The organism is Endozoicomonas sp. ALB091, from assembly GCF_049310265.1.
Taxonomy (GTDB): domain Bacteria; phylum Pseudomonadota; class Gammaproteobacteria; order Pseudomonadales; family Endozoicomonadaceae; genus Endozoicomonas.
Window position 1 is genome coordinate 1,341,047 of sequence record NZ_JBLYNQ010000008.1, and the last position, 13,366, is coordinate 1,354,412.

The 13,366-nt window shown below is 48.9% G+C and carries 9 protein-coding genes; 3 read left to right on the top strand and 6 right to left on the bottom strand.

What is annotated here, in order from left to right:
- Window positions 1-42 precede the first annotated feature (42 nt).
- Both ACO6UX_RS22200 and ACO6UX_RS22205 read left to right on the top strand, forming a co-directional pair.
- On the top strand, window positions 43-1,893 hold the full coding sequence (locus tag ACO6UX_RS22200) for a TonB-dependent receptor domain-containing protein (protein ID WP_422450468.1): 1,851 nt from the start codon (window positions 43-45) through the stop codon (window positions 1,891-1,893).
- Window positions 1,894-2,034: 141 nt separating this feature from the next.
- Window positions 2,035-2,601: a cobalamin adenosyltransferase gene (locus ACO6UX_RS22205; protein ID WP_422450469.1), complete on the top strand. Its 567-nt coding sequence runs from the start codon at window positions 2,035-2,037 to the stop codon at window positions 2,599-2,601.
- A 46-nt stretch (window positions 2,602-2,647) separates the two neighbouring features.
- On the opposite strand, the gene ACO6UX_RS22210 is transcribed toward ACO6UX_RS22205, so the two are convergent.
- The 3 genes from ACO6UX_RS22210 to ACO6UX_RS22220 all read right to left on the bottom strand — a co-directional run bounded on the left by ACO6UX_RS22210 (window position 2,648) and on the right by ACO6UX_RS22220 (window position 7,651).
- A complete protein-coding gene (locus tag ACO6UX_RS22210; RefSeq protein WP_422450470.1) occupies window positions 2,648-5,737 on the bottom strand; it encodes an efflux RND transporter permease subunit in 3,090 nt (1,029 codons plus the stop codon).
- Window positions 5,738-5,740: 3 nt separating this feature from the next.
- Window positions 5,741-6,844 (bottom strand): efflux RND transporter periplasmic adaptor subunit, encoded by a 1,104-nt coding sequence (locus tag ACO6UX_RS22215; RefSeq protein WP_422450471.1) that lies wholly within the window; start codon window positions 6,842-6,844, stop codon window positions 5,741-5,743.
- Between the two features lie 90 nt (window positions 6,845-6,934).
- Window positions 6,935-7,651, bottom strand: a complete 717-nt coding sequence (locus ACO6UX_RS22220; protein ID WP_422450472.1) for a TetR/AcrR family transcriptional regulator — start codon at window positions 7,649-7,651, stop codon at window positions 6,935-6,937.
- A 302-nt stretch (window positions 7,652-7,953) separates the two neighbouring features.
- Between ACO6UX_RS22220 and ACO6UX_RS22225 the strand changes: the two genes are divergently transcribed.
- Window positions 7,954-8,892 carry a CNNM domain-containing protein gene (locus tag ACO6UX_RS22225; RefSeq protein WP_422450473.1) on the top strand — a complete coding sequence of 313 codons (939 nt, stop codon included), beginning with the start codon at window positions 7,954-7,956 and terminating at the stop codon, window positions 8,890-8,892.
- Window positions 8,893-8,916: 24 nt separating this feature from the next.
- Here the strand turns inward: ACO6UX_RS22225 and ACO6UX_RS22230 are convergent, their stop codons facing one another.
- The 3 genes from ACO6UX_RS22230 to ACO6UX_RS22240 form a co-directional block, all read right to left on the bottom strand.
- Window positions 8,917-9,063 (bottom strand): hypothetical protein, encoded by a 147-nt coding sequence (locus tag ACO6UX_RS22230; RefSeq protein WP_422450474.1) that lies wholly within the window; start codon window positions 9,061-9,063, stop codon window positions 8,917-8,919.
- Window positions 9,064-9,081: 18 nt separating this feature from the next.
- A complete protein-coding gene (locus tag ACO6UX_RS22235) occupies window positions 9,082-10,608 on the bottom strand; it encodes an IucA/IucC family protein (RefSeq protein ID WP_422450475.1) in 1,527 nt (508 codons plus the stop codon).
- A 165-nt stretch (window positions 10,609-10,773) separates the two neighbouring features.
- Entirely contained in the window at window positions 10,774-13,359 is a 2,586-nt protein-coding gene (locus ACO6UX_RS22240) for a hypothetical protein (protein WP_422450476.1), read from the bottom strand.
- Window positions 13,360-13,366 lie beyond the last annotated feature (7 nt).

Here is a 13,366-nt window from a genome sequence, read left to right on the forward strand (position 1 = left end):
CCATTTTTAAGACAATTCGCTTACTTTAAGGATGCAAACAAAATGTCGTTTAATCATCGTTCTGTTTTTGCACGAACCGGGCTTTCGGTTGCTGTGGCAATGTCTGTGATGAGTTCTGCTGCGGCTGCAGAAGAGGTTTATAAGCTTGGAGAGATTGTTGTTACTGCGGCAAGGACCGCTCAAACAGTTGATGAGACGTTGGCTCCAGTGACGGTGATTAATCGGGAGCAGATTGAGCGGAGTCAGGCTATTTCCGTTACAGAACTTTTGACACAGGCACCTGGTGTTCAAATCGCCTATACAGGTGGTGTTGGCAGTAAGACGGGAGTTTATTTGCGAGGCACAAAAACACAGCAGACACTGATTCTCGTCGATGGTCATCGTATGAATGGAGCTTACGCCGGTGAGGCTCCTTTGCAGTATTTAGATCCAGATCAAATCGAAAGAATAGAAATTGTCCGTGGACCGCGTTCAACACTGTATGGTGCTGATGCGGTGGGGGGTGTTATCAATATCATCACTCGAAAAGGCGGAAAAGAACCTCAATTGACGGTTAAGGCTGGTGGTGGTAGCCGAAATACCGGTGAATATGGCTTGAATTTTAATGGCTCAGTTGGCAGAACGCAGTTCAATTTGGGTGCTCGTCTTTTTGAAACTCAAGGCTATGATCGCACGACGAATCAGCTTGGTTCGGACTGGGATGATGATGCGTTTCGTAATAAGTCCATTTCGGGCAGTTTGTCTCATCGCTTTGAAAATGGTATTGATGCAGGGGTCAATATCTCTCACTCCGAAGGCAAGGCTGAATACGATAATAGTTTTGGTAGCAATGCGCCAGAGTATCCAATTTCATTTTTTGAACAAACGACGTTCAATGTTTACGCATCCTTGCCGGTCAATGAACTGTGGAATACTAAAATTGATGCGGGTTACGTTCAGGATGATCGAAAAGATGTAGGAGCTCGCCCGAGCTATGCGGAAGGCGAAATTCTTTCCCTGAGCTGGCAGAATGATATTGCCTGGTCTGATGAGCAATTGCTGATTGCGGGTGTTGACTATTCAAACGATAAAGTAACCACCAGTAATAACTATGCTGTTGATGAACGTTATAATGTTGGGGTTTTTGCTCTTAATCAGTCGTCTTTTTCTGGTAGCGATCTACAGTTAGGTGGACGTTTTGACAAGAATGAAGTGTATGGCAATAACACAACGGGCAGTGTGTCCTGGGGCTTTGATTTGCCTGCTGACACTCGTCTGATCGCCTCTTATGGAACAGCATTCAGAGCTCCTCCATTCGTTGACCTGTATTCTCCATATGGTCCGAATCCAGATTTGAAGCCAGAAGAAGCCAGAAATACTGAATTAGAATTACGGGGTGTCTGGAGTCATAATACTCAGTGGTCGGTCAGCATGTATCAGAATGATATGGATAATATGCTCGATTATAATTCTGATACGCGTCGTACAGAAAATATTGCTAAAGCCAGGATGCGTGGAGTTGAGTTTGTGGTAACCTCACGGATTTTCGACTGGGACCTAAATACCAACCTGAGTTTTGTTGATCCGGAAAATCGGTCAGGAGCGAATGCTGGCAAAACGCTGCATCGTCGGGCCAAGCAGCTTTTTACCATGAATGTTGACAGAAATTTTGGCAAATGGGCGATCGGAGGAACCCTCAGGGCTCAGGGAAAAACATGGGATAATGCAGCTAATACGCTTGAAATGCCTGGGTTTGGTACGTTTGATTTAAGAGCGTATCTGGCTGTCACTCCTGAGTTGAAAACACAGCTTAAAGTTGTCAACCTGCTTGATAAGGATTATACAACTACCAACGGCTATATAGATGAGCCTGGAGGTGTATTCGCTACTCTTATCTGGTCACCCGAGCTATAAACTTCTTGTTCCCACGCTATTTCTCGTTCCCGCGCTCTGCGCGGGAATCATACCTTTACTATCAATGAGCTCTGTAGTGTCTGCTAGAATGCATTCCCACGGAGGTGCAGAAGGCTGGTTCTGCAATCGATAGGCTCTAATATGACTTTAAAATACTCCGGCGATATCCGCGAACTCTGCTACCCATTTATCTACGAAGACTCCCCCCTGTGTGATTATGAAATTATCACCGACGAACTGTGTGCAACGCTCGGTGGTGTTATCAGCGAGCTGGAAGGCGATCAGCGGTTTGTCGATATCTATGATTTCCTGGATCAACTGCAACCCAGAATTTTCCATATGAATGGTTCAGTCCGTGGCAAGCAGGCGATTTTTGAACAGCAGATACAGTGGCTGGCAGGTTACTTTGATCACTACCAGCAAGAGATAGAAGGCCTGCTGCACGGTTTTGTCCTTCCCAGGGGCGGTCGTCCCGTGCAATTACTACACAGCTGTCGTTCGCTCTCCAAAAAGGCAGTCAGGGCGCTGGTCAAGGTAGACGCCCATGGCATTAAGGTGCCGGATGAGTTACATCGGTTTGGCAATATGCTCTGTAATCTGTTCTTCCGTTTAACGGTGGTGATCAATCGCCGACTCGGCATTGTAGAACCTGAATACCAGAGTTTGAGCTATAACCTGAAGCCGCCATCCAGAAAAGAACAACAATAAAATGTGGCATCAGTCGGCTTCCGTCAGAAGCCGACATCGCTATGGATCAGTAGGCAATATTCCGGTAGTTGAACCCTTTAAAGCTAACCTTGTACAGCAGGGAATAGATCACCGGTAGCACGATCAGTGTCAGTACCGTAGCAAAGCCCAGACCGAAGATAATGGTCACGGCCATGGATTTGAAAAAGGCATCAAACAACAGTGGAATCATGCCCAGCATGGTGGTCAGGGCGGCCATACAGACGGGCCGCAGGCGGCTGACCGAGGCGTGGAATATGGCCTCATGTTCTTCCCGGCCTTCTTCCAGCTCCAGTTTGATCTGTTCCACCAGAACGATACCGTTCTTGATGATCATGCCCGACAGACTCAGCAGGCCCAGCAGCGCCATAAAACTGAACGGTGCATTCAGCGCCAGCAGCCCGGCCACAACACCAATCAGTGCCAGGGGAACCGTACACCAGATAGCTATAGGCTGTCGTATGGTGTTAAACAGGAATACAGTAATCAGAAACATCCCCAGATAGCCCAGCGGTATTGAGGCAAACACCGCACTCTGTGCATTAGAAGACAGTTCATGAGCACCACCCCATTCCAGCTGGTAACCATCGGGTAGTGGAATGGCTTCGATGTTTGCACGCACCTTGCGCAACACGCTGTCGGCGGTTTCATCACCCAGCAACTGTGGGTCAGCCATCACGGACATCATGCGTTTACGGTCCCGGCGGATGATCAGCGGGTTTTCCCACTCAGTATCAAAACTGGAAATGGCCTGGGTGATGGGCACATAACTGTTATAGTCAGCACTCCAAACCTGCAGATCGGTAATGCTATCGGCATTCAGGCGTTCGGATTCCGGAGAGCGGACAATCAACGGCATTAACTGGCTGCCTTCACGATAGACGCCAACCTGACGGCCGCTGAAGTTCACCAGCAGAGCGTCGTCCAACGCCTGTTTGGAGATACCGCTGCGGCGGGCACTGGCTTCATCCAGGTGAGGGCGAATCAGGCTGACCTGGTTACGCCATCCGTGTCGTATATGCGTGGCCATCGGTTCGTTACGCAGTACATTGATGGCCTGTACCGCGAGAGACCGTAATACTTCCGGGTCCTCGCCATAGAAACGGGCTTCAATTTCTGCGGCGGGGGAAGGGCCATTCTGTAAGTATTTGATCCGATATTCCACATCACCGAAGTCTTCGGTCAGGCGGATTTCCAATGTCGGGATCAGCGGTGTGATGGCTTCCAGGTTATCTGTCTCGATAATCAGCTGGCCGAAACTGCTGTATTGCTTTTCCGGCATATAAGGAAGAATAAAACGCTGTGCGCCCTGGCCAATCACCGTTGTGACATTTTTTACGCCGGGGAGGGTCAGCAGTAGTTGCTCAAGCTCTGCCACCCTTGTTTCGGTAGCACGGACATCACTGCCCTCCGGCATCCAGAAATCCACAAAGAACATCGGCGTGTTGGATGGCGGGAAAAAGACATTTTTCACCGAACCAAACCCCATCATCGCCAGCACCAGCGCCAGAACCGTCAAGCTGATGGTGATGGGGCGGTGGACCAGAGAGAACCCGAGCAACTGTTTATACAGGGTGAACAGCGCTCCCTGGTAAGGATCTATGGATTCACCCGCCGCCTGTCGGGCAGCCAGCTCGTCCTTCTTGAACAGAATGTTGCAGAAGAAAGGGGTCAGGGTGATGGCTGTGATCCAGCTCAGGAGCAGGGAGATCAACAGCACCTGGAACAACGACAGACAGAATTCACCGGTGGCATCATCAGAAAGGCCGATAGGTGCGAATGCCATAATGGCAATGACGGTGGCACCCAGCAAGGGCCACTGGTTCTGGCTGACAACCTGTTTGGCGGCCTGCAACCGGGTGAGTCCCCGTTGAATACCGACCTGAATCCCTTCTGTGACGACAATGGCGTTATCCACCAGCATCCCCAGGGCAATGATCAGGGCACCCAGGGAAATCAGCTGGAGCTCAATGCCGATCACCTTCATAACAATGAACGTTCCGAGGATGGTCAACAGCAGAACAGCGCCCATCAACAGGCCTGCACGTACGCCCATGGCCAGCAGCAGTACGACAATAACAATGGCAATGGATTCCAGCAGGTTGATCAGGAAACCATTGACGGATTCCGAAACCGTTGCCGGTTGGTCGTATACTTTGGTGAGCTCAATGCCAACCGGTTGCCCGGACTGAAGCTCATCAATGCGCTGACGAATAGCGTCGCCTATATCCACCACGTTAACACCGGAAGCGAAGGAAATACCCAGTGACAGAGCCTGGCGGCCATTGGAGGAATAGAGTGTGTCCGGTGTTTCATCGAAGTCTCGACGAACGGTGGCGATATCGCCGAGTCGAACCAGCTGTGTGCTCCCCGGCGGGCTGATGATCAGCTGTTCCAGTTCATGAATGTCATTGAACTCACCGGTGGGATGAATGCGTATGGAACGCCCTTCAACCAGCATATTACCGGCATTGGAGACCACATTCTGATTCTGGATCAGGGCGAATATCCAGGCTGGATCGATACCCAGGTTAGCCAGTTTGGCCTGGGACATCTCAACCACCACCTGCTCCTGACGGGCACCGGCGATGGAGACTTTCTTGACCCCTTCAACCAGCACCAGCTCACGTTTCAGGTAATCGGCGTAGTTTTCCAGGTCCCTGGAGGTATAACCTTCTCCGGTAATGTTGAACAGCATGCCATAGACATCGCTGTAGTCGTCCACCACAACCGAGGCGTAGACGCCGGGCGGCAGACTACTCTGGGTGTCATTGACCTTACGGCGCATTTCATCCCAGATCTGGGGCAGTTGATCTTTGTCGTATTGTTCTTTCATCTCCACCATAATCTGGGAACGGCCATTGCTGCTGATGGAGTCGATATGTTTGACATACTCCATCTGCTGAATGGCTTCTTCCAATGGCAGTGTCACTTCTTCTTCCACCTGTTCCGGGGAAGCTCCCGGATAGTGGGTAATGACCATGGCCTGTTTGATGGTGAACTCAGGGAACTCCAGCTGACCCAGCCCAAAAAACGACATTGCACCACCCACCAGCAGGATAACCACAAACATCCAGCTGATCACCCGGTGGGATATGGAATATTCGGCAATATTCATGGCTTATAGTCCCCGTTCCTTGTGCAGCGGTTTGACGGTCATGCCATCGTATAGCTGACTGAGACCTGCGGTAACGATCTGGTCACCGGTATTGAGGCCTGACAGAACCTGAATTCCCGCTTCGGTAATACGTCCTGTGGTCACTTCGACAGGGGCAACCTGACTGGTATCCTGATCAAAACGCCAGACCACCGTCTTATTGTCAGTGTCAGTTTTGGATACGGCTGAAATGGGGACCAGAACGTATCCTGGTTGCCCCCGGGTATCGATGACCCGGGCCAGGTCAATAATGACCGTGGCGGTCATACCGGGAAGAATGTTCATATTGGTGGGTGCCATCCGGGTGAAAATGACTTCATAACTCTGGGTACCCGGAGTTACCCGTGTCGCATGTTCTTTATAGTTGACCGGAAACTCCTTGCCAGGAGCCCCCGGGAAGGTAGCGATGGGCTGATAGCCATTGTTGACCGCATTGGCATTGACATGGGAAACGATACTTTCAGGTACCTGGATGCTGATATCGAGCCGGTCACTGCTTTGCAGGATAAGGACCGGCTGCTGGGCCTGAACCTGCTGGTGCGCTTCGGCCAGAGTCTGGGCAACCCGGCCACTGAAAGGTGCTGTCAGTGTCGTATACGCCAGTTTGTCCCGGCTTAATTTCAGCGCTGCTTCTGCAGATTTCAGTCTGGCACTGGCCGTATCGTAGCTCGATTGTGAAATCACTCTCTTTTCTAACAGGGAGCTGGCGCGTTCAAACTCGGCCTTGGCAAGTTCATAATTCGCCTGACGATCCTGAAGCTCATTGCGGATATCCCGGTCATCCAGATAAGCCAGCACCTGTCCTTCAGTAATATCATCGCCCTGTTTGACCTCGATCTTGTCGATCTGTCCGGGTATACGAAAGGATATTTCGGCTTCTTCGGTGGCTGTTACCTTGCCTGGAAAATAACGTAACTGCTGCTGCTGGGGATCTTTTACCTGAAAGAGTTTTACTGGGCGGATGACTTCTTTATGACCGGTTTGCTCCTGATCGCAACCGGTCAGCAGGGTGAACGTCATTAACACCATCACGGCGATGGATGATCGGGATGAAGGGGTGAGATGCATTCTGAGGTAGCTCCAAAACAGTTGGGTAGAAGTATCTGGTAGACATGCTTGATGTGTACCGCGTTCCTGGAATCGATAAATTCTGGCTGGTTAACTACTTATACAGGTAGCAACAACCTGCTCAGCCTGAAGCTTGCAGTTGTCAATCATGGATGGTGAAAACGGTGCTCTCCATCCCCAGCCCTGCAGGTATTTGGCCAGGTTGGAAGTAAGCAGGCTGAAGCCTTTGTCTTTCTGCACGGAGGGTTGTTTCAGGCCAAACCCGGACATGCTGATCTGGAACAGACCTTCGCCCAGACTCCAGATGCCCATCAAAATATCAGCCAGTGCACTCTCGCGATTCTGGTCAGTGATTGCCGGGTTGTCCGCCATTAACTCAATAATCTGTGCTTTAACCATCTGGCTCATCTTATGGTAGATGTCGTCCAGTGCCTGTGCCCGTCCTGTTGATGCCCGTTGCCAGATATCCGGGGTCATTGCCAGTTGTCGTAGAAAGTAGTGATGGGGCTGTCTGGCATAAGACAACCAGATGGCAATATTAAGCGTCAGCAGACGTTCCATGGCGGGTACCGGGCTGTTGAGCACTTTATGGAATACCGTCGCCATCGTGCTGGAGATAGTGATGGCGCAACCCAGCAACAGATCTTCCTTGCTGGAGAAGTGTGAATATACGGTTCCCATTGAAAACTGGGCTTGTTTGGCAACTTCAGACATTTTCAGGTCCATAAAGCCCTTTTCCTTAAGAATGGTCAGGGTGGACTGAATAATAGTTATCTCTCTCTGTGTCCGTTTGTCGGTTGCTGGCATGGAAAATACACCGTGGTGGAGAGCAGGAGTTAAAAAGCAGGGTTATATGAATACAAGTCGAATTATATTCGAATTTTGTTTTGAATAAAATAAGTACACCGTTATCCACACTCCTGGCAAATCAGGTGCTCTTTGCCCGGTGCTTCAGTTGCACTGAATAAGCATAGAGCTGACATTAATAAAGAAGAAACGTGGTCGAAAACAATACATTACAGGCTTTTTACAGGCGGGCGGGCTTGCCCAGCTACTGGTCCCCCAATTAAACTGCCTGCTGTCTAATTGCTGTTTTTCCGGAGGTATGGATGCTCCTGGTCGTTCTTTTTGCATGCCTGATTGTCGCTGTTACTGCTTTTCTATCCCTTCTTGAATCATCATTGGTGGCGGTGGATGAGTTAAGGCTGGTCACGATCCTGTACAAAAGGCCCGACAATAAAAAGGCTATCCAGCAAGTCTTTCAGAAAAAGCGAGAGCACCTGTCAGCGATCGTTTTGTTAAGCACGCTGATCAGTATTTCTGGCAGTACTTTCCTTGGAGCGCTGGCTGCCAGGGAATTTAACGATCTCTGGATGGTTATTTTTACGGCACTGCTCGCTTATTTTATGCTGGTATTTGCCAAGGTTCTGCCCAAGCTGCTGGCAGTGCAGATTGCTGATAGGGTCGTTGCCAGATATTCACCCTTTATCCATCTTATGTATTCAGTGACCAGACCTGTCTTGCTGTTAGCCCTGGTCTGGACCCGTCTTTTACCCAAGCCCGTTGAAGAAGACAGAAGCAGTGATGAACTCCGGAGTATTATCAAGCATTACAATAAGCGTGGAGTGATTGGTAAACGTCAGCGAAAACTGGCCGATGCTGTACTAACTTCCCATCAGCGCCAGCTGACTGAGCTTGTTGAGCGCTCAATACCCGCTGTCTGTCTGTTATCCGAGGCAACCGTCGCTTCTGTCGAAACGACGATTCGCTCGTATCCCTGTAAGCGTTATGTGGTCCTGAACGATGGCAAGCCGACAGGTATTGTTCTCTATCGGCATATCGCCCGTTGTCTGGTTAATGAAGAGGCAGATATCTCAGTGGGAGAGCTTATGAGAAAAACCATTAATCTGGCACCGGAAACCTCATTGCATGAGGCAATGACAGCGCTTCAGGAGGCCAGGGCATCCATTATCCTGCTTTTGGGAGAGACGGTAGAGCAGACCCGGATTGTCACCGCGAAAAAGTTGTACCAGGCTTTATTGCGCTGACTTCACATCAGGCGACAGATATTGTTAACTGGTCTGGTCTTTATCACCGTTGAGCATGGTCAGCAGGCAGGTTGGGGTCAGCCCTTTTTGGGTGGATTGCCAGAGCGCAAAACAGGCATCTTTACCGCCACTCCAGGAGGTGCAGAAATTGCTTTTAGAGGTTACAGGCATAGTAGTATCAGGAGCCTCCTATGGTCTTACCACACTGATATTCTTTCTTCGGGAGTATGCATCCTGATGCTGGAAATAGTGAGGAAGTGTCATTTTCACCAGTTCAGAAAACCATTCAAACTCTACGCAGGGTGTATTACAGGAATCGATATTGCCTATTTTATCCATAAAAAATGAGTAGTCATAGTCAGGGCAGCTTCTTTTGATGTTCAGGAAAATACCGTGGCGGGTCATCACTTCAAGCAATTCCCGGGCAAATATTTTTTCAAAATACCCATAGCGGTAAAAAGTCTTTGGGGTGTGGCGCGTTCGATGGTTATCTGTGCGCCCGTCGGCTCCTGGCAGTGTCCAGTTCTCCTGGTAGCCATAGACAGTCATTTTTGCACGCCAACAACAAAATTCCGGGTCCCTGGTGGTGGGTTCTGATTTAAAAAAGACTTTCGTCAGGTTGAACAGTACTTTTTTAGCGATTCCCTCCATTATGACGGCGGCATCAGGAATAAAGTTTGGTTCCCAGTACTGGGCATGACCACGGAGATGCTCCGGCAGCTGGTGTAGCTGGACGTCACCCAGACGGCAGTTAACGCCGCCCATGTCACGGTAGATAAAATCAATAGCGGGTAAATCGTTGTGATCCATGGTCAGCTTCAACAATACGTTCTGGCCATGGAACTCAAGATAGAAGCGCTGCCTGTAAATGTGATCAACCATTTCTTCCGCAATGGGCCTGAGTAATGCACCGGTAATAAACTGAGTAGGTGTTGTTTGACTTTGTTCAATCAGGGCATTGAGCAAAGGCCAGTTGTTTATGCCAAACAGTGCATATAGTGGAATAATGTAGTGGCCTTGAGTCGTGAATAATTCCGGAACAGGTCTATGGATCATACCGGCACCGGATAGCTGTACGGCTTCTTCTTTCGGGTCAATCAGGTGGGCATCAGGAACGAAAGACAAATTTTCTTCCAGACACGTAAACTTCTCTGTTTGTTTATTTTTTAATACCGACGAATTCGCTACGCTGGCTGCACACTCTTTTTGATAAAGCAACCTGCGAACCCCCCCTATTTCCTCATTCAGGCTGACTTTGACCATGGCAAATTCTGTTGTGCCGCCAGCGGGCAAGGCGATCAACAAGGTTCTGAATGAGCTCAATGCTAAAGCGGGAACATCAACCTGTGTATGCTGATATTTTGATATCAGGGGGGCAAACAGTGTTGCGGATTTTGGATGTACCAGATACAGGATTTGGTCCTGACCTTCGACCGTGCGCGTGATTGAACAATGGCCTTGGCGGAGCTGAAACAGTTTTCCTTCAGAACAGGGAATCCAGTAGCCTTTCATCATAAACGGCTGGAAAGTGCCAGGGTGATATTGATCATCGCTGGCTTCATACCCATGATGAAACCCGGCAACGATCTGTTGATTTTCATTAACAACGTGCCGGCTCTCTTCTGCCATCGCCAACCGGGTTTTTTCGGCGTATATATACGCCAGGAAGGTATCTGGCAGTGCTTTGAAAGTATCCCAGAGTGGACTTCTATCCATTTTTTCCCGGCAGGATTGGATTTCAGTCTGAAAAAACTGATCAACAAGAGATAAGCAGTTCCGTTCGGATAACGCACTATTGCCGGGGAGTGAACGATTTTCCGTCTCTGTCAGCGCAGTGTAAACATAGGGGGTACCTGTTGCGGCCGCTATCATCTTTCTATCCTATGATGTTTCCACTCTGTATCCAGTCTGAGCCATTCTGCTTTCTGGCTGAAAACCAAATCTACGGTCAGCTTCCAATTGATTGGTCTCCTGCGTGCCGACGGTTGCAGGCGGGCGACGTGGCTGCATGATTTTATCACTGCCTTGTGAAGCTTCCCGGTGGATATATAAGCCATCGTTCTCATTCGGACCTTTAGCGTCGATGAATTGCTCTTTAACCAGATAGCCAACAAGGTGCCTGGGCAGATCCTGCTGAAAGAGTGCGTATTGCCAGCGATTGAGTGCATTACCCCTTACCCGGTATTGTCGATCAATCTGATCTCGGTATGTCTCATTATCAGCACCTGATGATTGATCAGCCCCAAAACCGAGCAAGTGCATCAGTTGATAAATGTCATCATCATTTCTCTCGTGATTAAGACGCCAGAACTCATCGGATACAAAACGATAAACATGTTGGTAAAGCGAAACGGGGGTGTAGTGGGAGTGCAAAAGATGGCTAATGGTTTGCTGGCTTTCAGGCGTGAGGTTTTCATAGGCATCAGCCTGAGCCGACCCGGAGACGATGGACAGCCCTGTAAAGTGATTGACTTGTTCCTGACAGCGAGCCGCCATGGAGGATTCACTACTGTGTCCGATGGCACTGGCAAGAGATGCTGTAACGCTGTCTTGCAAAAATTGCTGAATACAATCCTTTATGTGGCTGTTACTGCCAGAAATCAACGGAAGTAACAGCGATTGTATCCGGCCTGAAAAACCTTCGTTGCAGCCTTCTAAATCATTGCCAGCTATAGCGACAAGATTATTCAAGGCATGGCTGATTGAGTTGTCTGTCAGGTTATAAACTTCTGCATAGAATAACTGGCTGACAAACATTTCAAAATACTCAACAGACTCGTCAACCATCCCGCGACCGCTGTAGCCATGATCCCTCATGCCTGAATAGCGATTAAGCCGCTGGATAAAGTTTCTTTCCAATGCGGCTAACGCCCCATCAATACCGGGGTTGCTGGCTTTGTATTGCTGATACGCATGGCAATCCCGGAGTGTCTGGCACAGAGCCTGGATATTCCTGTGCAGCTGCCTCCCCGCGTACATGACATCCCTCTCGCTATCGCCATAGATGGCGAAGAGTTGCTCCTCGTCAATGACCGGTTGATCCGCCGGTTTCCTGAAATAGCACACTGCGTGATGCCGTAAAAGGTCATGACAAAGTTTCAGCGATTTCTCCTCAATCCCTGAAATGTGTTGGATATTCGTCAAGTGGTTTTGAATTGAAAGTAATGCGGGATGGCTGTTGGTGCCTTTTATTTGTTGGTAAATCTCATAGAGTAAAGCGGATTTATAACTTTTTATGGAGTCCAGTTCGCTTATTCCCAGTTCCTTCAATACGTCAATGGCAGTGCGCAGGCTTTTGGTACTTGTCACCTCTTTCAGCAATTGTTGAAGCTTTAATAATTTATTGAGGTGCGGACAAATGAGACGTAACTGTGCAACATTCAGATTGGTGCTGTAGGTTCCGCGCAGAAACTGCTTGGGTTCTCCGTTAGCACCATACATCGCAAGTTCTGCGTAAATTGATTCAAACTTGTCCTTCAGGAAGTCCCTGTCATCATGATTCTCAAGATTAATGGAAAGGGTATTGAACAGCAGACAGGGTTGCGCCTGTGGTAAAGGGCTAATCAAACGTTGACACGCTGTCGTCATACGTATTGGATTTCTGAGAATTTCGGCCATTGATTTTTTTCCGATGCTGACAAAATGATCAGCGCTATCCTCTGAAATCCTGTCATCCACCCCCAGCAAATCACCCACAATACATAAAAAGTCGTCATACCATTTGTTTAATTCTTCCAGGTGCTCACTTAGTTTGATCATTTGATCTTTAGTTAATGAAAATCCGGTTTCTCCATCATAATTTGCTTCCATATCATGCAGTAGGTTCTGGCTGAAGAGCAGGTCGAAAAAGCTATAGCCAAGTGCATGATTGCCATCGGGGATTTTGATCAGGAAATGCCCCTCGGTTTCATAGGGAGTCTGTTGGTAGCCAATGTCTACCGTATACATCTCCCTGAACTCCGGTTGTACTTCAGCAAGTTCTATTAGATGAGAGAGCCTGGCCCTGACGCTATCGCCCAGGTGCTTATCACTTTTGCACTCCCGATAGGTGTCTGCCAGAGTGCTTGCGGCTAACTGATCGACTTCGTGTTGGTCCCAATGAAGCCAGTGACTGATCAGCTTTCTTTTCTCAATGGCAGCTTTTTTCTCCGCCAGTTGATCAGCATGGTTGGCAATGGCTGTTTCAATACTATTGGCATCCCCGCCATGTTCATGGAAAAAATTCCGAAGGTACTCCAGATGCCCGGCAATTTGCTGTCGCAATGGTTGAAGCTGCCTGAATGCTGATGCGTCTTCAAGAAGGGTAATAACTTTGGCCTGGATCTTTAAATCAAAACATTGAGTGAGATGTTCAATGCTTTGATGTGACCAGGTTCCTGACAGGTTTGATGTGCTGATAATTTGCTGAATAATATGACCATAATCAATATCAGGGGTTGTCTCATGGGGGGGCTGTGGTATATCCATGGCTACT